This is a genomic window from Allobosea sp. P5_A5 (assembly GCF_056400625.1).
The window spans coordinates 22,494-46,277 of the sequence record NZ_JBFUKY010000010.1; the positions used below are offsets into that span (position 1 = coordinate 22,494).

Here is a 23,784-nt window from a genome sequence, read left to right on the forward strand (position 1 = left end):
CCATTTCCCATGATCAGATCGTTCGGACCAGCTTGCGGACATGCCCCGCGAGCCGGGCGTAGTCATCAATCTCATTGTAGGCATGGGCCGAAACGCGTAGCCAAATCCCGCTGGGATGAGCATGTAACGGGGCATCGGTCCTGAATTCGCCGAGCAGCCGGCCGCGCAATAGCGTCGCGTAGTCCTTGGTCAGGGGCACGTTCTCTAGCGGCAGCCTGACCATGGCCATCGCGACCTCATGCCGGGCATTGCCATGGGTCGTCCCGAGTTCCGCGGCGAGGAGAGCACCGGCTTCACCCGCGAGGCTGATGTTGCGCCGCCGCAGACCCGCACCGCCTAGCCGCTCATGAAATGTCAAAGCGCTTTCGATCGCCAACTGCGCGGTGGCATCGCGCGTGCCGGTCCAATCGAATTCGAGCAGATAGCCGCCGCCAAAGCCATGGGAGATCGTGGTCGGATGCAGCTCGACCTGCCTATCGCCGCGCGTCCAGAGAAAAGCGCAGCCCTTCGGCGCAGCCAGCCATTTGTGGCAGTTGCCGACGTAGTAATCGGCTCCCAGTGATTGCAGCTCGAGCTCGATCTGGCCGGGACCGTGGGCCCCGTCCACCAGCAAGGGGACGCCAGCCTGGCGGCAGGCAGAAGCGATTTCCGCGACCGGCAGCAGCAGCGCACTGGGGGAGGTGATGTGATCGATGATCGCAATCCGCGTCCTGGGGCCGATACAGGCGGCAAATCGCTTGGCGAATCCGGCGAAGTCATCGTCTGGAAAGTGGAGCGGAGCGATGATGATACGCGCTCCCGCCCGCTCGGCGACATAGCGTGCAGTGTTGGCTACGGCACCGTACGCTTGGCCGTGGAGTAAAATCTCGTCGTCGGCCTTCAGCGAAAGCGAGCGCAGGACTGCGTTGCATCCCGTCGTCGCGTTGTCGACGAAGACAAGGTCACCACCCTCGGCACCGAGAAATGCAGCAAGGGCCTCGGCGCTGGCCCGCAGCGCCTTCGGCAGAATGCTGCGCATGAAAACGCTCGGTTGCGCTTCCATCTGGTCGCGCCATGCCGTCTGCGCGACCAGAACAGCTTTCGGCGTCGCGCCGAACGCACCGTGATTGACGGTGAGGTAATCGTCATCCAGGGCCCACTCGGTTCGAACAGCCTTTCCGAGTGATGGGAACGGGGCGTTGCTCACGGCATGTCCTCTGGCTTCAAGATCGACCTGCAAGCGACTGCTCGACGGCAGCTCGGGCATGCAGCGCCGTTGTGTCGAAGACCGGCAGCTCGGTGTCCGATTGCGACAGCAGAAGATCCAGTTCGGTGCAGCCAAGAATGACTCCGTCCGCGCCACGCATTCGCGCCGCCTCAATCACCTCGCGACAGCGTGCTTTCGAAGCCGGCCGCACGATGCCTTGGCAAAGTTCGTCATAGATGATGCGATGCACCATCATCTCTTCATCGAAGCTGGGCCGCATCAGTTCCAGGCCATGGCGGTCCCGCATCCGATCCCGATAAAACGGCTCCTCCATCGTAAAGCGCGTGGCAAGCAGCAGCGGCCGGGTGCTTTTTGCGGCCTTGATGGCGACGGCAGCGATGTCAGCAATATGGATCACAGGGATGGTGATCGCACCTGTGACCTGATCGGCGAGCTTGTGCATCGTATTGGTGCAGATCAGCAGCATCTCGGCGCCGGCGCGCTCCAGGGCGCGGGCGCCGTCGATCATCGTGTCTGAAAGGCCCTGCCAATCACCCGCCGCCTGACGTTCAGCGATTTCCTGAAATTCGACGGACCAGAGCACGATCCGAGCCGAGTGCAGGCCGCCGAGCCGCGCTCGGACGCCTTCATTGATCAGCTTGTAATACACTGCGGAGCTTTCCCAGCTCATCCCTCCGAGAAGCCCGATCGTCTGCATCGCCCTACCTTTTGCTAGCGAATGATGCGTCTCCATGGATAGCGGCGCAACGGCATTGCATGCCATACAATCAGGAGGAGGCGATCATGTGGATGCCTAAGCTCGCCCCCGGCCGACCGGTTTATCGGGGAATTGCCGAAGCGCTCGCACAGGATATTGCCAATGGGCGGCTCTCGGCGGGCGACAGACTGCCACCCCAGCGGGATCTTGCCCGTGCTCTCGGGCTCAATCTTTCGAGTGTCACCAAGGCTTATCGCCTGGCGTTCGAACTCGGAATCGTCAACGGTGAAACCGGACGTGGCACCTTTGTGCGCGATGGGGAGCCGTCACGCATTCCGTGGCCATCGGGAGAGAGCCGTTCGAGCATCGACTTTGCCTCCAATTTCCCCATGCCAGTCGATCCTTCCGACGAGGTCGTACAGCTCTGCCAGGACATGGCGCGCTACGATGTCGGGCGGCGATTATTTGAATATGCGCCTCGGGGCGCTGTCAGCGATGACATCGCTCCAGCAATGCAATGGTTAGAGGGCCTGGGCGTTCCAGCAAAGCCGGATGGAATCCTGCTCACTTCCGGCGCAATCAACGGGGTTTTCGCCTGCCTGCTGGCACTAGCAAAGGCTGGCGAGACGGTTTTGTGCGAGGAGCTGACGTCTCCGGGACTCGTAAGTTGCGCTCGTATGATGGGGCTCAGGCTCGTTGGCGTTCCGATGGATGGACGTGGAATGAAAATCGATGCCTTCGAGCGGATCGCGGCCGAAACGGGCGCGCGTATCGCCGTGCTCAACCCCACGCTTCACAACCCCACGCTGACCGACCTCTCCCACGATAGACGCGAGAGGTTGGCCGCCTTCGCCTCCCGATCCGGCGTGATGATCGTTGAGGACGAGGTCTATGCACCGCTGCTGCAAACGACCCCGACCCCACTGGTCGCATTAGCTCCGTCGGCGGTTTGCTATGTGTCGAGTTTCTCCAAGGCAGTTTTGCCAGGCCTACGCATCGGCTACATCGCTGCTCCTCCGCAGATTGCAGAACGGCTTCGAAACGCCATTCGCGTGAGCACGTGGATGCCCTCGCCAATGCTTGCGCGCCTTGCATCGCGCTGGATCAAGGATGGCACGGCCTCGCGGCTGATCGAACGTCGACGCATAGCTGGAGGAGAACGGATAAAGCTGGCGCAAAAAATTCTCATCGGGCAGAAATTTGCCGCCCGCCCCGAAGGGCTGCATGTTTGGCTCACATTGCCTGCGCCTTGGCGCGCCGATGAATTCGCCAGCTACGCCCAGGCCAAGAACCTATCTGTCATGCCCGCTCAGGATTTAGCGGCCGGTTCAGCTGTGCCCAGCCAAGCTGTCCGGATCAGCCTCGGGGCGGAGCCTGACCAAAAGCGCCTCGAGCACGGTTTGGTACAACTCACGCGAATTCTGCAAGGGCGTGATTGAGGCGTCCGGATCGCGCCACTAACAGACATCGGCAGAGCGCCGGGAAGCGGACGTTCATGAACCGTGGCTTCTTCGCCCGTCCTCGCGGACTGGGATTGCCCACTGGGCCAACCAGCGGGGCAAAGTACTTCAATCCAAGGTTCGACGTCGGCGTAGCAAACTTCCGCCACGCCGCTTAGCGTCGTTGTTACGGGACTGCGAAAATTACGAACTCTTTCACTCGTCCTCCGCCTGCCTCAGAAAGCGGCCGGCCCTGCGAGTGGTGGCGCAGACGTTCGGAAAAGACATCCACTTTCGAGTATCGAGCCTCCACCATTTCGAGCAGGGCTTCGATCGAAACAAATCCACGCTCGCCATAACTGATCATCAATCTCAACCCGCGGTCTGCGCATCGGCCGATGACGTCCTCGAACTCGCGTCTGGCCACGGAGGGCTGATACTCGAACCGGGAGCTGAACCTATCCGCGCGCGGAGGGTAGCGGCCGACGCCCGATATCAGAGGATAGTCGTTCGCGATCAGCACGTTCAGGACATGATAGTAGCGCGAATACTGCAGCTTCGAATAAGGCGGATCAAGGTAGACGGTTCGTACGCCAAACGCACCTGTGGCCCGATCGAAAGCGTCGAGCGCTTCCCGCCAATCCGTGCTGGTGACCGAGCCTAGTGGCTGCGACAGCGGCTCCCGAGAGGCCAGACGCCGCAGCGCCACCTCGAATTCCCATGCAACGCTGCGAGCCCGGCGCTCGACCACGTTGCGAAATGTGGCTTGCGAGTTCACCTTGCGCGGCTGGGCAAAATGTGGACCGGGATTGCAGGTGCAGGCGGCCAAAACAAGCGCTGCGAGACAGACATCACGAAGCCGGGGATCGTCCTGGGGGAGACTTTCGATCGCGACGCGGATCGCGTCGATCTCGATCGCCTGGCCGATGCCGAAGTAGACGTTCGCGTATCGGGCGGTGACAAGGTCACCTGAAATCGCGCTCCCTGCATGCTGCAGCGGCGGCACGGCGTTGCGGGTGAAGGCCAGATAGCGCTCGAGGCTCTCTTCGGTCAGTTCGCCATGAAGAAATTGCTCCTCCGCCTCGAGCGCGACCCGGTGACGCGCGCGCAACAGTCCCGCATGCGCCGACCAGGGCTCTGCCAAATTGCCGAGCAACCGCGAGGCCGCCGCTTCTCCATCGCCGGCGAAGGCCACAGCCTGCGCCCGGGTCAACAAGGCTGCGTACGGATTCCCGTCGTTGGCCGTCACCGGGTGGCGCCGAGCCAGCAGCCGGGTCACCACGCCCGTACCCGACATGATGTCTAGAACCGGCGAGCCTGGTGGTAGCTTCGCGGTTACGATCGCCGACAATGTTCGGGCCATCCGAAGCTTGTTGCCATAGACGCTCGGCGTTGTGAGACCGTCAAGCGGATCCGGCCGACCGCCGAAGCTAATCTCCTTCCAGAGCCGCGCAGCGGTGTCGGCAAAACCCGCGGCGCGAGGTGTCCAGATCGTAAGCTCGATTTCCGGATCGATCACAATGGGCTCGAGAGGAGCGTGTTCCGCGCCCGAGGCCGCCCATCGGTCGAACAACCCAGCAACAAAGCTCTGCATTAGCCCTGGCCGCGCAAGGCCCAGTCGATGAGTAACAACGAGGTCGTCCGCCACTGCGATCGCTGCGACTTCGCCGTTGCCGACCGCGCCGGCCAACTCCGGCGCCGAGAGCACCTCGTAGGCTGTTGGCGCGAGCCGCGCCACGTTCACGAATAGGTCAGCCGACGGCAGCGCGCGCGTCAGCAACGTTCGGGCCACGCCACCGCGCCGGAGGTCGGGCACCATCGCCTCAAGCCTCGGATCACCGCCCTGCGATTGCCACCTCACGACGATTCGCCTCGTTTGGCAAAAACCAGATGCCTATTTGAGCTGTCGGTTGAGACGTCCAGATGTTCATTCGAGATCAAATCGAGACCCGCCGCGCCCAGGACAGCTGTAATTTGTGTCACTCTGGCCTCGTTCCCCTTGAAAAAATTGGCACTGAACACCCCGCCGGGCTTCAGCTGTCGCGCTATTAGGACAAGATCCTGCTCCAGAACACCGTAGTGCAGAACGAAGCACGAAATTGCCGCGTCGAAACTCGCCGACGGCTCAGCCCTCCACTCGGCGAGGGTCAACACGCGCTGACCGCGGCCGCGCGCGATCGAAAGCATCGCGTCGGAAATGTCCGTTCCGACAAGATCGACGATCCATTCATCGCTCTCGATGCGCTTGCAAGCATCGAGAGCGAACCCGGTCCCGCATCCGAAGTCGAGCACTCTTTGAGTGCGGTTCTTTGGCGACCTGCGCAGCGCCGATCTAAGCAGTATCTCGGCCGCGCTGCGATTGACGTCTCGCCCGGTCAGTTCCTCGTAACGGTCAGCGATCAGATCAAAAAGCAGCGCCGAGACGCCAGGATCGCCCGCCGCTGGAACGAAAAAACGATCTAGAAGTCTAATAATCCTGGCTTTCTCCTGCCTCTCGCCGATCTTCGCCGGCCGCGGCGCATTGGTCGTGAGAACCGAGCCCGGGCGAAGGAGGGCGACGTGGATGGGCGCGCCACCGATCGGGCTTGTCGCGCCGACGCTCGCGACGACATCGTAACCCAGTGCGCGCGCCTGCTTGGTAAAGTCTTGGCGGCGATCGAACAATATGGCCGCGTCGTCGTCGCGCAACATCCGGGCGATCAAGTCAACGGGTTGCATCCTGCACAATCGCTCTGGCTATCTCTCTATCCCCAACGTCAAGGAACATGTGGAAGCTGAGAGCAACATAAGTCAGCTGGCCGCGCTCTAAACGATCGACCTCGCCTACGGCTTGAAGTCGCTCCTGAACGCTCGTGAAAAATTCGTCCGACCACCGGATGGAGCCAATGGCGCTGAACGGAAAGCCGACGAGGACCTCGACGGTTCGCCAAATCCATTGGAAATCCAAGTGCCACTTGCCGTCGCGTTCGCGTGGCAGAATCTGGATCATGCTGAGGCCGAGGGGGCCGTCGAGTTCGTCGCTTGTCGCGACTGGCAGCATGATTCGGCGGGTCGGCCGCCTTTCCCGGATCGCCGCTGCCGCCGACTCTACGCTATGATCACGCACGGTTTGCTCTCGGTTTCCGCACGACACCAACCGCTTCCCGAACAACCCATCCGGCGAGCTGAAATTCCTCTCAATGTAGTCGTCGATCRACGCCTTCTCCCTGAGCCAGTAGTCGGGCACTTCGTCCTGAAACGGCTGCGTCAGCACCAGCTTGAAACAGGGAAATTCGCGAAACGTCCTACGGGTCGTTTCGGTCTGCGGCGCTTCGTTGCTGCCGCGGAGCAGCTGGATCGCCTGCGGGTAGGCGTCGGCAAGCGTGCGGCATCGAAGACCGTCGTTTATTGAAAGCTGGTTCGCGGCGGAGGGCGACGGCACCGCAAGCCTGCGACGCGCCATTTCGCGATCGAGATTGACGGCGGGCGCGCCTCGGGGGTCAGGCAGATCGTTCGATCCTGTGCACGCCACAACGGCGTCAATTAACCGCGAACCCCCGCTCGCTACGAGCTGAAAATGGATACCGCGGCTTCTAAAAGCCCCCAAATGATCCGCGCCGATGCTCAGCCGCCTTTGGAGATCAGGTAGCTTGCCGTTCCAATCATCTCTGCTGAGCTTGAGCATCGCGATCGTCTGGGCTGCCCCATCCTCGTCCCCGACCGCGATGATGTGGCTTATGTTCGGATTGCGCAGACAGGTGCGGACAATCCGGCCGAGGTTGCTCTGCCAAAAGTCAGGGAGGCCACCGCCCTTCACAGGACGGTCGTCAATCTCTTCGACGCCTGCGACGAGGGCGCTGATCGCCTTCGCTTCCTGGATTGCCGTGTCGCCGATTGGCATCAGTAGGCAAGGCGAAAACGCTTCATTTTCAAGCACGTGATCGTCTACGCCGGCGATCAAAACGCGGCGCAGGCCCTCGGATCCCTCGGCATTCGCCGGGAACCACGGCCGACCGATATGAACCGGCTGGAGCCCATTCGCCTCCAATGCGATCGGCCCGAGCCGAAGTGCCGCCTCAGTCGACCCCGAACGACTAATTTCGAAGAAGAGCTCTGACGACGTCGCGCACTTCGCCGGATCGGCTGACGCCACACGAAACGACAGCTCATCGATTGCGCTAAGCGGAGCGCCACGCTGGTACGTCGCGCTCAACAGTGCCCTCGCCACGATCGCGGCCCACACGACCGTGGGCATTGAGGGCGCTTCCGCCTGGGGCCAGCCGTCTTGCCCCGGCGTAGAGGGCCGGCCGAACCCCTCCCACGGTGCGGCTTCCGCGATAACGTCAAGCCGCGAGACAAAATCCTCAATAACATCAACGAGTGACGTCGGCGTAACATCCGGAGCGCTCAGCCGTTCAGTGAGCAGACGCGCGACGGCGCTTGCGAAGATCGTACGGAAGATGCCCGTTCCGTCTCCATCGAGCGCGACCCGACAGGCCAACGCTGACAGCATTATGTCGTCGAGCGAATTAGTCTCCATGGCCGCTTCGACGTCTTCGCCTGCTGCGACCGGCTTGGGCAGCCGGATCCGGTTGCGGCCTTCGTCCTTCGCGCGCCGTTCCGCCAGCCGGGCGTCGTGCAAAATGCGATCGGTAGACTCGAGATTGGCGGGCAAATCGGCGATCGGATAGACAGCGAGACCGATGCTGCATGTATTGGGTCGGTTGATGACCGGCAGAGGATCGGTCTGCATCCTCGTCCGGAATTCCTCAGCCCGAACAAAAAACAATAACGGATCATCGCTGACCAGAAATGCTGAGAATTCCTCGCCGCCAGTCCTGACTACGAGGCCGAGATCGGCGAATGACTCTCGCAGCCGGTCTGCGAATGCACGTATGATAACGTCGCCGGCAGTTTCACCAAAATTGTCGTTTATGGCCTTGAACTTGTCCATGTCGGCGTGGACGACGGCGAGAAAGCCGCCTTGGATCACCATGTCCTGAACGGATTGGAGCACGCCTTCAGGCATGCCGGCATCCTTCAGTCGAGGAAGCAGCGTGCCCTGATCGCGGACTCCCCAGTGTTCCAGCACGAGTTCGCCCAGCTTGCGAACGACTTCGTCGACGGACCCGGCTTCTAACCCGCATGACGACGTTCGCCATTGCTGTAGAAGCAGTTTCGCCGCACCCTTGTTCAGATTCCTGCTATCGAGAAGACAGTCTCCCACTGGCGGGCCGATTGTGTATTTGGCTACAGGGACAGCCGAAAGATCACTTACGGTCGCTTCGACCCCAATGCCCAACGCGAATGCATCCGTCAGCAAAGATCCGAAACACTCTGAAAACGCGAGATCCGATATAGGTCCTCGTTGAAGTCTCTTGCTGAAATTCGTAATATTCTCGATTATTTCCATCATTCTAATGTGTCTTATCCAGCCCGTGCCAAAGCGCCGGCCAACGCCTTTTCGGTCCTTATCACGCGCGTTAGTAAACGCAGAGCCTCAACCACACCAGCGGCGCCGTTTTGGGTGCAAACTAGCGCGGCCGCAGCCTTCACGGCGGGGGGCGCGTTCGCTACGGCGACGCCGACGCCGGCCCCCTCGATCATTTCGAGGTCGTTGAAGTTGTCTCCTACCGCCATGACATCGGTTGTTCCAATACCCAGCAGGGTCGCGAGTTCTTTCATCGCATTCCGCTTGGTCCCAAGGGGGTGACAGATTTCAATATAGGGCCCCCCCGAAGTGGTGACCCTAAGTACGCCGGCGAAGCGAAGCGCGAACTCCGCTAGTAAAGCCTCACCAACCGGTCCATCTGGTTTTTTGATCAGGACAGCTACGATGTCGTCCTCAATTCTCAATAGATCGGGGACTTGACAGATGACAGAGCCGTTGAATTCCGTAGCGGGCTGCTTCGCGCTCTCGGAATAGGTTATCTCTTGCACCAGGCCGAAGGGCGTCGCGGTGCAGGCGTATGCGAGCGGCTCTACGCCGGCCTTCCGACATCCCCTAACGAGATCAGCGAAGAGGGCTCGCTCGATCGTCCGGACCTTGAGAACCAGCGGCTGCTCGCCGAAGGCTACGACCGCGCCGTTGTAGGTGATCATCGGGGGCAGCTTGGCGCCGACCTCCAGCATCTGCCGAACGATAGGCGCTACCCCATGCAGCGTTCGACCGGTCGCGACGGAAAAGTTAACACCGATACCCCTTAGCCGCCGCAACTGTTCGACCACCCGCGAGAAGTTTTGTGCGTCGCTCGTCACCAACGTGCCGTCGACGTCCATAAGGACGAGCTTGATCCGCTCTAACCGCGCGGCCAATTCAGTGTCGGCCCGCAATGTTGTCACAGTCTCTCCCCTAGTTTGGACGGCACCAATATAACCGATGATGGGCCATGGCATCCTTCTGCTCGATCTTGGAACGGTACGATCGAACTTTCAAATCCTCGAAATCGGTCCTTCCCCGGCATTCTAACATTTCGACGATCTCGTCGTGGCGGATCAGACCGTCGGATGCATAATGCACTACGATAAGGCGGGCGCTGGACCGCGAGAGAAGATAATCGAGCGCTGCGGCGGCACGGGCACGGACGCAGAAATCGGAGATCGGATGCCGGCGGTTGGCCGGGACGCCGCTTTTGCCAGTCGGCGCCGCTCCATCCCAAAGCGCGAGACTTTCCGGCAGGTGATAATAGAACGAATAGTCCCGCGTGTTGTACGGCGGATCTAGATAAAGCACATCAACCTCGGTGGCCGCCGTTTCCCAGGCTTGAGCGCGGCGGCAGCTGTTTCGAGCACCGTTGTCCACGACGGGGACGCCCCGCATCTCTAGGGGGCGCAATGACTTGCGCCCCCACTGCTTCAGATGAGCCATGTATGTGCCTGCGGTGTTCGCAACCCGATCCGAGGCGTCGATTAGACAAGCCAGGAGGTAGATTTCCTCGCACTCGTCGATAAGGCCGTCGGCGCTCCACCCTGCGATCTGGCCGCGGATCGTGTCGATTCGCCCCGCGTTCTCGGCCGTGAAAAAACGCCGACCGGCCTTGCCGGCATCGGAGAAGCTTTCCGTAATAAAACCCCTTCGGCCGGTCATCTGATCCAGCTGGCGAAGAATTTGCGTTGCCCCGTCCACAGGGCGATCGGCATTGTCGAGATCAAGTGCTGAAACCAGCTTCGCAAAGGCCGGTGCCCGGTTTAGAGCGATCATTGCGCGCTGGAATATGTAGCTGCCCCACAACAGATCGCCGGTCTCGACCCTCAGACCAAGCGACTTGAAATGGCGCGAGACTGTACAAGTCCCGGCGAAGGGATCGCAGAGAGAGCGCGCACTCGGCGCAAACCTTTCAACGATCGATTGGATCGCGGGAAGCGTTGCCGCCTTGGAGCCAATGTATCGCATCGCAGCAAACCAATATGAGATGCCGCGAGCCCGCGGCGACGACCGTGATCGCCTCAGACCTTTACGGGAATCACCGCTGAGGTTCAAACCTCCACGGGTCCTGCTGGTCCGCCTTCGCTAGGAAATCGGGTTCATAACCATCAGACCGACCGGATAACGCCGGGCCCAGAGACGTGGGCAGCCCCAACGAACTTATAATTGAGCCCTCGCCCGAAGCAGCCGTTCCAGAAGTCCGATTCGGGTCAGAACCGCCGCAGGGCGCTGGAAACCGTCTCACCCGAGAGCGGACGTTCCGAGTGTCGACTAAGGGCCATAAACGCCTATCGCTCGTCCGGACGGGCTGCGCCAGATAGCTGCCGTTCGAGGAAAGGTATTAAGCGGACATAAAAAGGTGTGAGGGCCTCGGATGACACGCGACTGGGCACCCACAAATTCAAACGCCGATCGTCAATGCACCGTCATCTTTCATTCATTCGCATGAGCAGATCGTCGCGAGCGTCGCAGCAATGCCTCATTGCGATCTCGACGGCGTTGGTCGCTTCGCCTGCAGAGATCGCGGCCACGAGCGCCCTATGCTGCTCGATGATGGTCGCCACGCGCGACGGACCGAAGCCGTAGCGACGCCGGATGCTGACCACCAGTTCCCAGCCCTGCTCCATGATATCGGCCGCGACAAGGTTATCGGCCAGCATGGCGATCGCACGATGCAATGCGATGTTGCCCATTACCATGGCCGCAGGGTCTTTGCGCATCGCGGCGGCCTCATAGGCCAAAGCAAGTTCGTTCAGCCGCGCTGCGGCCGTCTCGGTGACGTTCTCGGTCGCCTGTCGGACCAGCAGCAGTTCCAGGGCAGCACGTGTGTCGTGCATATCGCGCACGAATTTCGGCGTAACTTCGCGCAGCACGGCACCCCGGTGCGGGTCGATCACAACGAGACGATCGCCTTCGAGCTGGCGCAACGCCTCGCGCACCGGGATATGGCTGACGCCGTAGCGGGTGCTCAATTCCGCAACGCGCAGCCTGTCGCCGGGAAAGAGCAGGCCGTCGAGAATCTCGCGCTTGATGGCCCGTTCAACGCGGGTAGCCATCGTCTCATGCTGGCTTAGTTCCGCCAATCGCGCCTCCCGCTTGCCGATAACGAGATGCCATAACACAGACTAACACGCTTTCGATATTATATATAATCCTTGCAGTTAGAAATTATATATAATATCGATTGAGTTGGGCGGGCGCAGATCCGTGCAAAATGGGAATGAGGAAATGCCAGTTCTGACACGCCGGCACGCACTTGCCGGCATAGGCGGCGCCGCGATCTGGGGCTTCCCCCGCCTCGGACCAGTTGGTGAGGTCCGCGCTCAAACACCGGCCAACGGGGGCGTGCTGCGCGTCGCCGCGCCTTTCAACCCATCGACCCTCGACCCTATCACGGGCGGGCTCGGCTCCGACCATATGCTACTCTATCCGCTCTTCGACACGCTGGTCGATTTCGAGCCGCAGTCTCTATCGCCGAAGCCAGGCCTGGCGACCTCCTGGGAGTTTCCAGACCCGAAGACGCTGACCTTCACCCTGCGTGAGGGCGTGCGTTTCCACGACGGGGAGCTGATGGATGCGCAGGCGGTCAAGGCCCATATTGACCGTGCCCGCACAGATCCGCGCTCGGCGGTGCGCGGCGAATTGCAGTCGATCGAGGCGGTGGAGGTACTCGCACCGAACAAGGTCGCGCTGAAGCTCAGTCGCCCCGACACGGCGCTGCCGCTGATCATGGCCGATCGCGCCGGCATGATCACATCGCCCAAGGCGGTAGCTGAGCGCGGCCGCCAGTTCGATCGGGAATCGGTCGGCACCGGCCCGTTCAAGCTGGAGCGCTGGAACGACAACGACGTCGTCGTCATGGTCCGGAATCCCGACTACTGGAACAAAGGCCTGCCGCATCTCGATGGGCTGACCTTCCGCATCATCACCGACGTCAATACGGCCCTGCGCTCGGTGATCGCTGGCGAGAACCACTTCGTCTTTCGTCTCAATCCGCAGCAGAAGCTCGTTGCCGACCGTATGACCGGCAAGGTCGTCGTCAGCTCGACACCGACGATTGCGGACTATCACCTGCTCTTCAACTACAAGCGCACGCCTCTAAGCGACGTCAAAGTACGCCAGGCGGTGAACTGGGCACTCGACCGTGAAGGGTTCAACCGCGCTGCCCTGATGGGCCTCGGCGTGCCCGCCCAGACGATGCTGCCGCCAAGCTACTGGGCCCATGATCCGTCCGTCGACGGCTTCTACAAGCATGATCCCGACAAGGCCCGTGCGCTGCTCAAGGAGGCCGGCTTTGCCAATGGCGTCGATCTGCGCTTCTACGGTTATTCCGATCAGGCCTCGCAGCAGCGCCACGAGATCATCATTGAGCAACTCCGTCAGGCCGGCATCCGCTGCACCATGACGGTCGGCTCGAGTGCCGACATGTATCAGCGGTTTACGGTGCAGGGCGAAGGCGACATGCTTCTCGCGCTGTGGTCCGGCCGTCCGGATCCGAGCCAGCCCTTCGCGCTGGTCTACGGCGAGAACGGCTTCAACAATGTCGGCAAGGTGCCGCCGCCGCCTGAGATGGCGCAGGCGCAGATCGACGCGCAATCTGCCGTTGATGCCGAGACGCGCAAGAAGGCTTTCGCCAAGCTGGAACGGGCGTCGCTCGAACACGCGCTGTCGGGCGAACTCGCCTTCGTCCCAGGCATCGAAGCCTATTCGCCGAACGTGGTCGGCTATGTCCCGAACCTGCTCGGCAAGCCGAAGCTCAACGCATTGTCCCTGAAGGCCTGAGACCGAGCATCACGATGAAGATCACCGGCCTGGAAAGTCTGCACGCCGCCGCCGGCTGGCGCACGACGTCCTTCCTGAAGATCATGACCGACGAGGGCCTCATCGGCTGGTCGGAGTATAGCGAGGATGTCGGCACACGGGGCCTCTCTGCAACGATCGCCGCCCTTGGCGAGCGGATCGTGGGCCTCGATCCACGGCGGCCCGAATGGATCATGTCGGTGCTCTATACGCAGACGGTGCCTGCCTGGTCTGGCATCAACCAGCATGCCATGGCCGCGATCTGCAACGCGTTGCTGGATATCGCCGGAAAGGCGCTCGGCGTGCCTGTCCATGCCTTGTTCGGTGGGGCCGTGCGGGACCGACTGCCGGTCTACTGGTCGCACTTTGGCAGCTACCGAGTCCGGTTCGGCGGACAATACGATCTGCCGCCCCTGCGTAATTTCGACGACGTGATGAAGCTTGGCGAGGAGGCGCGGCGGCGCGGCTTCCGCGCGATGAAGACCAACATCATGTTCATAGAGGACGGCAAACTGGCGAATTTTCGGCCCGGCTTCGGCTCTATGCCCGGCTTCCCGGCGCTCAACCCGCAGCCGACGGTCCTCAAGGACCTCGGCCGCCAGATGGAGGCGCTTCGGGCTGGCGCCGGCGAAGACGCCGAGATCATGCTTGACGCCAACTTCCATTTCCGCACCGAGGGCTATCTGCAATTGGTGCGGGCGCTGCAGCCTTTCCACCCGGCCTGGCTGGAGCTCGACATATACGATGCGCAGAGCCTTGCGCTGCTGCGGCGCGAAGCCTCCTTCCCAATCGCCAGCGGCGAATCCCTCTACACCCGTCGCAGCTACCGGCCGTTTCTCGAAGGTTACGCGATGGATGTCGCGATCGTCGACGTGCTTTGGAACGGCTTCCTAGAGGCGGTGAAAATCGCGGCGATGGCCGATGCCTATGAGGTCAACGTCGCACCCCATAATTTCTACGGGCATCTCGCCGATCATATCAGCGCCCATTTCGCGGCTCTCGTGCCCAACCTGCGGATCATGGAGATCGACATCGACGACGTGCCTTGGAAGGGCGAGTTCGTCACGCATCAGCCCGTGATCGAGAACGGCGAAATGCTCGTACCCACGCGCCCCGGCTGGGGCACTGATGTCGACGAGGCCGCCGTGCGCCGCCACCCGCCACGCTGAGACATCGATGGCCGCTGCTGAGCCCCTTCTCGATGTCCGCGACCTCGGCATCGCTTTCCGCACCGGCAGTGGCATGGTGCAGGTCACGCGCGACGTTTCCTTCTCGATCGCAGCCGGCGAGGCCGTCGGACTCGTTGGGGAAAGCGGTTGCGGCAAGACCGTCACGGGGCTTGCTCTGATGGGTCTACTTCCGCACGCCACCAGCTCGGTTTCGGGACAAGTGATGCTGGAGGGCGAAAACCTCGTTGATATGGCGCCGCGCGAGTTTAGGCGCCGCCGCGGCTCGAAGATCAGCATGATCTTCCAGGAGCCGATGAGCGCGCTCGATCCGGTCTTCACCATCGGCGAGCAGATCAGCGAGACGTTGCGCACGCACCATCCGGTCAGCCGAAGAGAGGCCCGCGAACGCGGCATCGAGGCCTTGGCCACGGTCGGGATTCCCGAGCCGGGACTGCGCTACGATTCTTATCCCCATCAACTGTCTGGCGGCATGCGCCAGCGCGCGATGATTGCCATCGCCATCGTCTGCGAACCTCGATTGTTGATCGCCGACGAGCCGACGACCGCGCTTGACGTGACCGTACAGGCGCAGATCGTAGACGTGCTGCGTGACCTTTGCTCGCGGCTGGGCATGGCGATGCTGTTCATCACCCATGATCTCGGCCTCGTCGCCGAGACCTGCTCGCGTCTCGTGACCATGTATGCCGGAGAGGTCATCGAGCAGGGCGAGATCGACGAGGTGCTGCGCCGGCCGCGGCATCCCTATACTTCCGGCTTGCTGCGCTCCCTGCCGGCCTTGGCGGAGCGGAAGTCGCGTCTGCCCGCGATCGCGGGACGTGTGCCCGCACGCGGCGAGATTCCGCCCGGCTGCCGCTTCCGGCCGCGCTGCGGTTTTTCCAAGCCGCCCTGCGAAGCCGAGCAGCCTCTGCAGACCATCCCACCGAGCGGCAAGGTCCGCTGCTGCCGGCATGGCGAGCTTGAGCTCCCGGGAGTCCTTTCATGAAGGGCGCCGAACCGCAGCCGATGATCGCGGCCGAGCAGGTCGGCATCCACTTTCCAGTAGGAGGCGCTCTGACGTTGAAGGCGGTCGATGGCGTCTCACTTGCCGTGATGAAAGGCGAGACCTTCGGCGTGATCGGTGAATCCGGGTCAGGCAAGACGACACTGGGCCGGGCAATCGTGTGTCTGGAGAAGCCGTCGGCTGGGCGCATCCGCCATGCCGGTATCGATCCCTACGCCCTGTCGTCGCGCGATCTTAGACGGCACCGTCGCCAGTATCAGATCATCTTTCAGGATCCCAATGCCGCACTTAACCCGCGCATGTCGATCCTCGATTCCATTCGCGAGCCGATGGACGTCGCCGCCGATCTGCCGCGTGCCCAACGCGAGGAGCGCGCGCGCGCACTGATGGAGCGCGTCGGGCTCAGCCCGGACTTTGCCCGGCGCTATCCGCACGAACTCTCCGGCGGGCAAAAGCAGCGCGTCTGCATCGCGCGCGTGCTGACGCTCCGCCCCTCCGTCATCGTCTGCGACGAGGCAGTTTCGGCGCTCGACGTCTCGATACAGGCCGACATCCTCAACCTGCTCGCCGAGTTGCAGCAGGAATTCGGCCTGACCTATCTGTTCATCACCCACAACCTGGGTGTCGTCGCCCATATCAGCGATCGGGTCGCGGTGATGTATCTCGGCCGCATCGTCGAACTTGGCCGTACCGAGGACGTGATCGAGCGGCCTCTCCATCCCTATACTGAAGCCTTGCTTTCGGCCGAGCCGGTAGCTCTGCCGGCTGACCTGCGACCGAACAATCGCATCGTCCTCGAGGGCGAGTTGCCGAGTCCGGTTTCGCCACCTTCGGGCTGCCGCTTCCGGACCCGCTGCCGCTTCGTCCAACCGCTGTGCGCGCAACAGGAGCCGCCGTGGCGTGAAAGCGGTTCTGGCCATTGGAGCGCGTGCCATTTCGCAGGCGAGCTGCCATTGATGTCGAACGACGAGCTTCATCCACACCACGGCGCCGCGGGCCGGCAGCCATGAGCATGAGGACGGTTCGCCTGGTAGGCTCCCGGCTGCTGCAGGTCGTGCCCGTGCTGGTGCTGGCGACGCTTGCGATCTTCGGACTGCTGCAGCTCGTACCGGGCGACCCGGCGGCGGTCATCGCCGGCGAGACCGCGACGGCGGAACGCATTGCCCAGATCCGGCAAATGCTCGGTCTCGACCTGCCGTTGTGGCAGCAATATCTTCACTGGCTCTCGCAGGCGGTGCGCGGTGACCTTTCCACCTCGCTGATCACCGGGGTGCCGGTACTCGAGGAGGTGCTGAGGCGCCTGCCTAACACGTTGCTGATCGTGTTCATCGCGCTGGCGCTCTCGGTGGCGATCGGCGTGCCGCTCGGTATCCTGGCTGCAACCAATGTCGATGGCCGGATCGACCGGCTGGTCACAAGCACCGCCTCCCTCGGGGTTGCCGTCCCGAATTTCTGGATGGGCATGATCCTCGTCGGGCTGTTCGCACTTGGCCTTGGCTGGTTCCCGACCACCGGCGCGGTGTCTCTGACACAGGATCCGCTTGGAGCGCTTCACCACGCCACGCTTCCGGCCTGCGCCCTGGCGCTGAGCGGCATCGCCGAAATCACGCGACAATTGCGCAGCGCGCTGATTGACGTGCTTTCTTCGCAATATGTCCGCACTTTGCATGCGAAGGGGCTGCCGCAGTCGAAGATACTTTGGCGGCACGGGCTTAAGAATGTCTCGCTGACGCTGCTCACCGTGGTCGGCCTCGTCTTCAACCGTACACTTGGCGCAACCGTGGCAATCGAGGCCGTCTTTGCCATTCCCGGCACCGGCTCGCTCATCGTCGCCTCTGCCACCAACAAGGATTTTCCGGTCGTACAGGGCGTCGTCTTCGTGCTCGTGCTAATTGTGATCGCCTGCAACTTGTTGATCGACATGCTCTATGCAGCGCTCGACCCCCGGATGAGCCGCCGATGAGCCGCCGATGAGCCACGCCATCCAGCCAGCCCCCGCCAGAAAGCGCCGCCCGCGCCTTCGCGCCTGGCTTGTGAGCGACAAGCGCGCCGCGGTCAGTCTCATCTTCTTGCTGCTACTCGGCTCGCTTTCACTTCTAGCCGGCGTGATCGCTCCTTATTCCCCGATCGCGCAGAGTATGGACATCCTGGCTCCGCCAAGCGCCGCGCATTGGCTCGGCACCGACGATCTTGGTCGCGATGTGTTCAGCCGCCTGCTCCATGGCGGACCCATGACGCTCTACGCCAGCTTCCTCGGGGTTTCGATCGGCCTCGCTATCGGGCTGCCGATCGGCGTTCTTGCTGGCTATCTTGGCGGCTGGGTCGACACCGGCATTGGGCGCATCATCGACACGATGCTTTCGTTTCCCAGCATCGTCCTTGCCATTGCGGTCACCGGCGCACTGGGAATCGGCCTTACCAACAGCATGATTGCGGTTGGCATCGTGTTCTCGCCGGGCATCGCGCGGTTGATCAGGGTGCAGACCATGATCGTGAAAGGCGATCTTTTCGTCGATGCAGCCCGCACCTTCGGTTCGAGCACCTGGCGCGTTATCTTCAGGCACATCCTGCCGAACGCGATCCAGCCGGTGATCGTGCAGGTGACGCTGCTGCTCGCCACGGCGCTGCTGGCGGAAGCGAGCCTCAGTTTCCTCGGGCTTGGCGTCCAGCCGCCACAGCCCAGCTGGGGCCAGATGCTGGCTCGAGGCTACACCTACATGGAGATTGCGCCCGAACAGATGTACGCGCCCGGTCTCGCCATCCTGTTAACGGCTCTGGCATTCAACGCGCTCGGAGAATCGCTCAGGGCTTTGCTGGACCCAACGCGCAGCCGTAACGACTGATCGAGATTGGCGATGGTATCCTGTACTGGTTTCAGGGTCCGCCACTTCGCATTTGCATGCGACAGCCAGACTTTCCCGCGGGAATGATGCGCCCTTCGCGTTTCGCCTAATTATTCCGCATACACTGCGGCGAACCGCCCGAAACCAGACTCCAAACGTCCACAAAGGGCCAACTCCAGCCCTGCTTCGAAGCCGACAACTAGAATGCCAATAGGAGGAATGTGCACGTGCCAGCTAAGGGCCTGATCCCGTAGCCTCGGGTCTATGACCATTTTCTCAGCGACCTTACTACCCAGCTACTTTATTGAAGTGTCTTAGGCGATAAAAAAGGTCTGATTGGCCTACTCAATCGGGCAACATTTTGTGCAACACTTCAGCGCACCTGATCTGCACAAACAATTGATTTTGCTTGTTATTTAGCATTTTTTAAATCTCTCCCTGTCCGCCATGTTACCGCACTGTCGATAAGCCAGCGACCTTTGCCGTTGAGCGCCTTAGCGCTCGCTCTGACCCGCCGCCGCGGCGCACCACCCCGCCGCCGCGAGGCGCCCGGTTTCGGTGAGGGCATAGACGCCCCGTTCGGCGCGTTCGAACCAGCCATAGACATTCCGGTGCAGGATTTTCTGCGCGTCAGGCCATTGGGGCTTGAGGTCGCGGGGCCGCTGCGGCGCCGAAATCATCGCGGCCGCACAGGCAAGCGCCTGCTGGCGATAGGCGGTCATGACGGGAGTGCGCGTCGCGCCGCCGACGGACGGATCGCCCCGCCGACGCCTGTGCTCCTCCACCAGCCGCGAGCGCCTTCGCGGGTCCTTGCGTGGGATCGGCGCCGCCGGCGAGACGAGGACATGGACGGCACCCGACAGGTCGACGCCGAGCAGGCCGATGCCGAGGCGCCGGCAGAGGTTGCGGTATCGCGGATCGCTTTCCCGGCCCTTGCCGCGCGCGGAGAGCTTGGCCGCCAGCCAGACCTCGTCGCCGACACTCATCCGGTCCACGCCTTGCAGGATAAGCTCGAGATTGAAGGTCAGCTTCAACTCGCCGATGACGACCACGGTCGGATCATCGTCCTTGAGTCCGACGAGGTCGCAATGCCCGACCTCGCCCTTGACGCGATAGCCCAGGCCTTCGAGGAAATTCTTGACGGGCAGGTAGAGCGACGTTTCCACACGGACCTCCGAATCACCGTCCGTCAAATAGCAGACAGTGGTTTCGCAGAGCGAAATGCGCGCGCCGACATGCAGGGCTGCGAGCGCCCGCTGAACCCGCACTAAACGCTTTAGCCTTTCCGATCCGCAGCATCGGCTCCGCGCATCCCGATCGGCATCGCCGGGCCTTTCGTCGTATCCTGATCCGTCTGTCGCTCGGTTTCGGAATTCAGTTCGGCGCCGATCAGGACGATCGTCGCCGACAGCCACATCCAGGTCAGCAGCCCGATGACGGCGCCGACCGTGCCGTAGGTCTTGTTGTAGTCCTCGAAATTGGCGACGTACCAGGAGAACAGCAGCGACCCCGCAAGCCAGGCAACGGCAGCAAAGACGGCACCGGGGCTGACCCAGGACCATTGCGCCTCGTCGCGGCTCGGACCGTAGCGATAGAGCGCCGACAGTCCGAGCATCAGAACGACGAGCAGCACCGGCCATCTCGCGATCGAGATCAGCCACTCTGCCGAACTGCCAAGATAAAGAAAGTCGAGCATCACCGGAATGACGGCGATGCCGCCGATGGCGGCGAGCACGAAAATCAGGATGCCGCTGGTGAACGCAAGCGAGACCAGGTTGAGCTTGATGAACCCGCGCTTCTCGTCCTCGCCATAAGCTACGTTCAACGCGTCGAAAATCGCCTTGACCCCGGCATTCGCGCTCCAGATCGCCAACCCGATGCTGACGACGAAGGCAAGGCCCAGCTTGGCATCGCCACCGCTGGTGATGCGGGTGATCTGGTCGCGCAGGAAGTCCGAGGTCCCGCCCGGGAGAAAGCCGTCCACCAATGTCATCTGATTGGCGATCGTGGCGGGCTCAGCCACGAGCCCATAGAGCGAGACGAACGCCGTCAGGGCCGGGAAGAGCGCGAGCAGCCCGTAAAACGTCACGCCTGCTGCCACGGCACGAACCCGGTCCCGGTCGACTTCGTGATAGGTCCGCCGGAGGATGTCGAGCCACCCGCGCGTCGGGATCTCGTGCGGCGCGGCGGCGGATGCGCCCTTTTGAGTACGATGCGCCGTCTTGGATTCGTATTCGGCGTCGCGCGCGCTGCGATCCAACGGCAGGAAATGCGACGCCAGCCACGCGGAACCTGCCCCGACGAGCACGGACAGGGCAAGATCGGTCATGAGGCGCCGGCGTAGGAAAGGCATCGCTGTCTCGGGCTCGCTTTTCGGTTGCAAGGCGAACCGCGTCGAGCCGGACAGGTTCCACATGCCCGGTCCCCCCGTCACGACATCGCCGCCACGGCGGGGCCCAACGCTTTGGAACCCGCAAAATTCCGTGACGTTGATGGACAAAGAAGGGGCAGGACCGTGCCGGGCAAACTCGAGAATTATCGTGCCAAGCGCGATTTCGAGAAGACGAAGGAGCCGAGCGACGAGGTCGCGGTCGCATCGTCCGACCGGCTGCGCTTCGTCATTCAAAAGCACGACGCGACGCGGCTGCACTACGACCTCCGGCTGGAACTCGACGGCGTCTTCAAATCCTGGGCCGTCACGAAAGGCCCCTCGCTCGATCCGCAGGACAAGCGTCTTGCGGTCGAGGTGGAAGACCATCCGCTTGCCTATGGGGACTTCGAGGGCACGATTCCCAAGGGCGAATATGGCGGCGGAACGGTTCAGCTCTGGGATCGCGGTTACTGGGAGCCCGAGGGCAAGCTGAGCCCCGAGCGGCAGCTCGAAAAGGGCGATCTCAAGTTCACGTTGCACGGCGAGCGACTTCACGGAAGCTTCGTGCTCGTCCGGATGCGCCGCGACCGCGATGGCGGCAAGCGGACCAATTGGCTGCTGATCAAACATCGCGACGAGCACGCCACGGATGGGCATGGCGAGGCCGTTCTGGAGACGGACACCTCCGTGGCTTCGGGCCGAAAGATGGCGGCCATCGCCGCCGGCAAGGGAAAGTCGCCGAAGCCCTTCCTGTTGGCCAAGAGCGTCCTGGCGCCCGATGCCGAGTGGGACAGCCGCAGCGGATTGGCCGCTCGCCAGCGCGGCGCCAAGGCGAAAACCCGCTCAGTCCGAAGTGCAGCCCCCACGGCAATGCCGCCATTCGTCGAACCGCAATTGTGCCGGAACGTCGAGCGGCCCGCCAACGGCTCGGACTGGGTCCACGAGATCAAGTTCGACGGCTACCGCGTCCAGATGCGGATCGAGGCTGGAAAGGTCACGCTGAAGACCCGCAAAGGCCTGGACTGGACCGCCAAGTTCCGGACGATCGCGAAAGCCGCTGCCGCTCTGCCGGACGCGATCGTCGACGGAGAGATCGTCGCGCTGGACGAACATGGATCGCCCGATTTCGCGGCGCTTCAGGCAGCAATATCCGAGGAGAAAACCGAAAATCTCGTCTTCTTCGCCTTCGACATGATGTTCGAAGCCAATCAGGATTGGCGCGAGCAGCCTCTCCTGGCGCGCAAGGAGCGGCTGAAGACCCTGTTGGAAGGTGACATCGACGGCGATGTGATCCGCTACGTCGAACATTTCGAGACTGGCGGCGATGCAGTGCTCAAATCGGCCTGCAGGCTCTCTCTCGAAGGGATCGTCTCGAAAGCCGTTGACGCGCCCTATGTCTCCGGCCGAAGCGACAGCTGGACGAAGGCGAAATGCCGCGCCGGCCATGAAGTCGTCATCGGCGGCTGGTCGACCACCGAGGGCAAGTTCCGCTCGCTGCTTGTCGGGGTCCATCGCGGGCCGAACTTCGTCTATATCGGCCGGGTCGGAACAGGCTACAGCACGTCCAAGGTTGCCTCCTTGTTGCCGAAACTCCAGGCGGCCTCCGCCGAGACATCACCCTTCACAGGCGTCGGGGCCCCCAAGCGCGCCCCTGGCGTGACCTGGCTGAGGCCGGAACTGGTGGCCGAGATCGAATTCGCCGGGTGGACCGGCGAAGGCATGGTGCGGCAGGGGGCTTTCAAGGGGCTGCGCGAGGACAAGCCGGCAGACGAGGTCGAGACCGAGCTTCCGGCCGACCCGCAGGAGACCCAGACGCCCGAGCCGAAACCAGTTCGCCCGCGTGGCCGGGGCGGCCGCGCCGATGTGATGGGCGTCGGCATCAGCCACCCCGACAAAGCGCTTTGGCCGGATGCCGGGGATGGTCGCCCGGTGACCAAGCAGGAGCTGGCGGAATATTTCGCAGCCATCGGCGAATGGATGCTGCCGCATATCAAGGGGCGGCCATGCTCGCTGGTGCGCGCGCCCGACGGGGTCGGCGGCGAGATGTTCTTTCAGCGCCATGCCGGAATGGGGACATCGAACCTGTTCGAGCTCGTACGCGTCTTCGGCGACAAGAAGGATTATCTCCAGATCGATCGCATCGAAGCCCTGGCGGCTGCGGCCCAGATCGGCGGCATCGAGCTCCATCCCTGGAACTGCGCGCCGGGTGATCCTGAAGTTCCGGGCCGCCTCGTTTTCGACCTCGATCCGGGTCCGGACGTCACCTTCGCAGACGTCATCCAGACCGCCAACGAGATGCGCACGCGCTTGGAAACGCTTGGCCTGACGAGCTTCTGCAAGACCACGGGCGGCAAGGGGCTACATGTGGTCGCGCCGCTCGCTTCGGGAAAAAAGGCGACGGTAGACTGGCCGGCGGCCAAGGAATTCGCCCGTGCCGTCTGCGCCGAACTCGCGGCAGAGCAGCCGGAGCGCTATCTCGTCAACATGGCGAAACGGTTGCGCAACGGCCGGATTTTCCTCGATTATTTGAGGAACGACCGCATGGCCACGGCGGTCGCCCCGCTGTCGCCCCGCGCCCGGCCCGGTGCCCACGCCTCGATGCCGCTGACCTGGGATCAGGTCAAAACCGGGCTGGATCCCGCCCGTTACACGATCCGAACCATACCGGCCCTGCTGAAGAAGACGAAGGCGTGGGAGGGCTACAACGATGCGGCAGGCTCCATCGCTGATGCGATCAAGGCCTTGAAGAAGCGAACCAAAGCGGCCTGACGAGGCGTTGCGCTGCTAAGAGGGGAACGATCGTCCGCGCCGGAACGTTCAACGGCAGATTCGG

The 23,784-nt window shown here is 62.4% G+C and carries 18 protein-coding genes; 8 read left to right on the top strand and 10 right to left on the bottom strand.

The features are described 5' to 3' along the window. Positions 1 to 13: 13 nt before the first annotated feature. Both AC1DR6_RS18145 and AC1DR6_RS18150 read right to left on the bottom strand, forming a co-directional pair. The gene (locus AC1DR6_RS18145; protein ID WP_476830663.1) at positions 14 to 1,219 is read right to left on the bottom strand and encodes an aminotransferase class V-fold PLP-dependent enzyme; all 1,206 of its coding nucleotides are present in this window, start codon (positions 1,217 to 1,219) and stop codon (positions 14 to 16) included. After that, positions 1,203 to 1,904 carry an aspartate/glutamate racemase family protein gene (locus AC1DR6_RS18150; RefSeq protein ID WP_476830664.1) on the bottom strand — a complete coding sequence of 234 codons (702 nt, stop codon included), beginning with the start codon at positions 1,902 to 1,904 and terminating at the stop codon, positions 1,203 to 1,205. Before AC1DR6_RS18150 ends, AC1DR6_RS18145 begins: the two co-directional genes overlap by 17 nt. 86 nt (positions 1,905 to 1,990) lie before the next feature. Here AC1DR6_RS18150 and AC1DR6_RS18155 point away from each other — a divergent pair, with 86 nt between their 5' ends. Beyond that, the gene (locus tag AC1DR6_RS18155) at positions 1,991 to 3,343 is read left to right on the top strand and encodes an aminotransferase-like domain-containing protein (protein WP_476830665.1); all 1,353 of its coding nucleotides are present in this window, start codon (positions 1,991 to 1,993) and stop codon (positions 3,341 to 3,343) included. 187 nt (positions 3,344 to 3,530) lie between these two features. On the opposite strand, the gene AC1DR6_RS18160 is transcribed toward AC1DR6_RS18155, so the two are convergent. The 6 genes from AC1DR6_RS18160 to AC1DR6_RS18185 all read right to left on the bottom strand — a co-directional run bounded on the left by AC1DR6_RS18160 (position 3,531) and on the right by AC1DR6_RS18185 (position 11,803). After that, positions 3,531 to 5,162: a hypothetical protein gene (locus AC1DR6_RS18160; RefSeq protein ID WP_476830666.1), complete on the bottom strand. Its 1,632-nt coding sequence runs from the start codon at positions 5,160 to 5,162 to the stop codon at positions 3,531 to 3,533. A gap of 38 nt (positions 5,163 to 5,200) precedes the next feature. After that, positions 5,201 to 6,061, bottom strand: a complete 861-nt coding sequence (locus tag AC1DR6_RS18165) for a class I SAM-dependent DNA methyltransferase (protein WP_476830667.1) — start codon at positions 6,059 to 6,061, stop codon at positions 5,201 to 5,203. Next, on the bottom strand, positions 6,048 to 8,738 hold the full coding sequence (locus AC1DR6_RS18170) for a GGDEF domain-containing protein (protein WP_476830668.1): 2,691 nt from the start codon (positions 8,736 to 8,738) through the stop codon (positions 6,048 to 6,050). Before AC1DR6_RS18170 ends, AC1DR6_RS18165 begins: the two co-directional genes overlap by 14 nt. Before the next feature lie 11 nt (positions 8,739 to 8,749). Continuing rightward, entirely contained in the window at positions 8,750 to 9,664 is a 915-nt protein-coding gene (locus tag AC1DR6_RS18175) for an HAD hydrolase family protein (RefSeq protein ID WP_476830669.1), read from the bottom strand. Positions 9,665 to 9,674: 10 nt separating this feature from the next. Then, the gene (locus tag AC1DR6_RS18180) at positions 9,675 to 10,715 is read right to left on the bottom strand and encodes a DNA adenine methylase (RefSeq protein ID WP_476830670.1); all 1,041 of its coding nucleotides are present in this window, start codon (positions 10,713 to 10,715) and stop codon (positions 9,675 to 9,677) included. 458 nt (positions 10,716 to 11,173) lie between these two features. Next, positions 11,174 to 11,803: a GntR family transcriptional regulator gene (locus AC1DR6_RS18185; RefSeq protein ID WP_476830671.1), complete on the bottom strand. Its 630-nt coding sequence runs from the start codon at positions 11,801 to 11,803 to the stop codon at positions 11,174 to 11,176. Between the two features lie 172 nt (positions 11,804 to 11,975). Here AC1DR6_RS18185 and AC1DR6_RS18190 point away from each other — a divergent pair, with 172 nt between their 5' ends. Genes AC1DR6_RS18190 through AC1DR6_RS18215 form a run of 6 tightly spaced genes read left to right on the top strand, consistent with a single transcriptional unit; the run spans position 11,976 to position 18,580 of the window. Then, positions 11,976 to 13,529, top strand: a complete 1,554-nt coding sequence (locus AC1DR6_RS18190; RefSeq protein WP_476830672.1) for an ABC transporter substrate-binding protein — start codon at positions 11,976 to 11,978, stop codon at positions 13,527 to 13,529. Between the two features lie 14 nt (positions 13,530 to 13,543). Further along, positions 13,544 to 14,716: a mandelate racemase/muconate lactonizing enzyme family protein gene (locus AC1DR6_RS18195; RefSeq protein ID WP_476830673.1), complete on the top strand. Its 1,173-nt coding sequence runs from the start codon at positions 13,544 to 13,546 to the stop codon at positions 14,714 to 14,716. Between the two features lie 7 nt (positions 14,717 to 14,723). Continuing rightward, positions 14,724 to 15,719, top strand: coding sequence for an ABC transporter ATP-binding protein (locus tag AC1DR6_RS18200; RefSeq protein ID WP_476830674.1), 996 nt, complete (start codon positions 14,724 to 14,726; stop codon positions 15,717 to 15,719). Next, positions 15,716 to 16,747, top strand: coding sequence for an ABC transporter ATP-binding protein (locus tag AC1DR6_RS18205; protein ID WP_476830675.1), 1,032 nt, complete (start codon positions 15,716 to 15,718; stop codon positions 16,745 to 16,747). The genes AC1DR6_RS18200 and AC1DR6_RS18205 overlap by 4 nt, the downstream gene beginning before the upstream one ends. A gap of 2 nt (positions 16,748 to 16,749) precedes the next feature. After that, entirely contained in the window at positions 16,750 to 17,700 is a 951-nt protein-coding gene (locus AC1DR6_RS18210; RefSeq protein WP_476830676.1) for an ABC transporter permease, read from the top strand. Positions 17,701 to 17,707: 7 nt separating this feature from the next. After that, positions 17,708 to 18,580, top strand: coding sequence for an ABC transporter permease (locus tag AC1DR6_RS18215; RefSeq protein ID WP_476830677.1), 873 nt, complete (start codon positions 17,708 to 17,710; stop codon positions 18,578 to 18,580). 494 nt (positions 18,581 to 19,074) lie between these two features. Here the strand turns inward: AC1DR6_RS18215 and AC1DR6_RS18220 are convergent, their stop codons facing one another. Further along, positions 19,075 to 19,746 (bottom strand): DUF2161 domain-containing phosphodiesterase, encoded by a 672-nt coding sequence (locus AC1DR6_RS18220; RefSeq protein ID WP_476830678.1) that lies wholly within the window; start codon positions 19,744 to 19,746, stop codon positions 19,075 to 19,077. A 110-nt stretch (positions 19,747 to 19,856) separates the two neighbouring features. Further along, positions 19,857 to 20,909, bottom strand: a complete 1,053-nt coding sequence (locus AC1DR6_RS18225) for a YihY/virulence factor BrkB family protein (RefSeq protein WP_476830679.1) — start codon at positions 20,907 to 20,909, stop codon at positions 19,857 to 19,859. Positions 20,910 to 21,095: 186 nt separating this feature from the next. On the opposite strand from AC1DR6_RS18225, the gene ligD reads away from it, so the two are divergent. Then, positions 21,096 to 23,720, top strand: a complete 2,625-nt coding sequence (gene ligD, locus AC1DR6_RS18230; RefSeq protein ID WP_476830680.1) for a DNA ligase D — start codon at positions 21,096 to 21,098, stop codon at positions 23,718 to 23,720. Positions 23,721 to 23,784: the final 64 nt, after the last annotated feature.

Bases quoted from the DNA above. Each gene is read 5' to 3' on its own strand.
- AC1DR6_RS18150 (WP_476830664.1), bottom strand. From the start codon at position 1,904: ATGCAGACGATCGGGCTTCTCGGAGGGATGAGCTGGGAAAGCTCCGCA.
- AC1DR6_RS18155 (WP_476830665.1), top strand. From the start codon at position 1,991: ATGTGGATGCCTAAGCTCGCCCCCGGCCGACCGGTTTATCGGGGAATT.
- AC1DR6_RS18160 (WP_476830666.1), bottom strand. From the start codon at position 5,162: ATGGTGCCCGACCTCCGGCGCGGTGGCGTGGCCCGAACGTTGCTGACG.
- AC1DR6_RS18165 (WP_476830667.1), bottom strand. From the start codon at position 6,061: ATGCAACCCGTTGACTTGATCGCCCGGATGTTGCGCGACGACGACGCG.
- AC1DR6_RS18180 (WP_476830670.1), bottom strand. From the start codon at position 10,715: ATGCGATACATTGGCTCCAAGGCGGCAACGCTTCCCGCGATCCAATCG.
- AC1DR6_RS18185 (WP_476830671.1), bottom strand. From the start codon at position 11,803: ATGGCTACCCGCGTTGAACGGGCCATCAAGCGCGAGATTCTCGACGGC.
- AC1DR6_RS18190 (WP_476830672.1), top strand. From the start codon at position 11,976: ATGCCAGTTCTGACACGCCGGCACGCACTTGCCGGCATAGGCGGCGCC.
- AC1DR6_RS18195 (WP_476830673.1), top strand. From the start codon at position 13,544: ATGAAGATCACCGGCCTGGAAAGTCTGCACGCCGCCGCCGGCTGGCGC.
- AC1DR6_RS18200 (WP_476830674.1), top strand. From the start codon at position 14,724: ATGGCCGCTGCTGAGCCCCTTCTCGATGTCCGCGACCTCGGCATCGCT.
- AC1DR6_RS18205 (WP_476830675.1), top strand. From the start codon at position 15,716: ATGAAGGGCGCCGAACCGCAGCCGATGATCGCGGCCGAGCAGGTCGGC.
- AC1DR6_RS18210 (WP_476830676.1), top strand. From the start codon at position 16,750: ATGAGGACGGTTCGCCTGGTAGGCTCCCGGCTGCTGCAGGTCGTGCCC.
- AC1DR6_RS18215 (WP_476830677.1), top strand. From the start codon at position 17,708: ATGAGCCACGCCATCCAGCCAGCCCCCGCCAGAAAGCGCCGCCCGCGC.
- AC1DR6_RS18225 (WP_476830679.1), bottom strand. From the start codon at position 20,909: ATGACCGATCTTGCCCTGTCCGTGCTCGTCGGGGCAGGTTCCGCGTGG.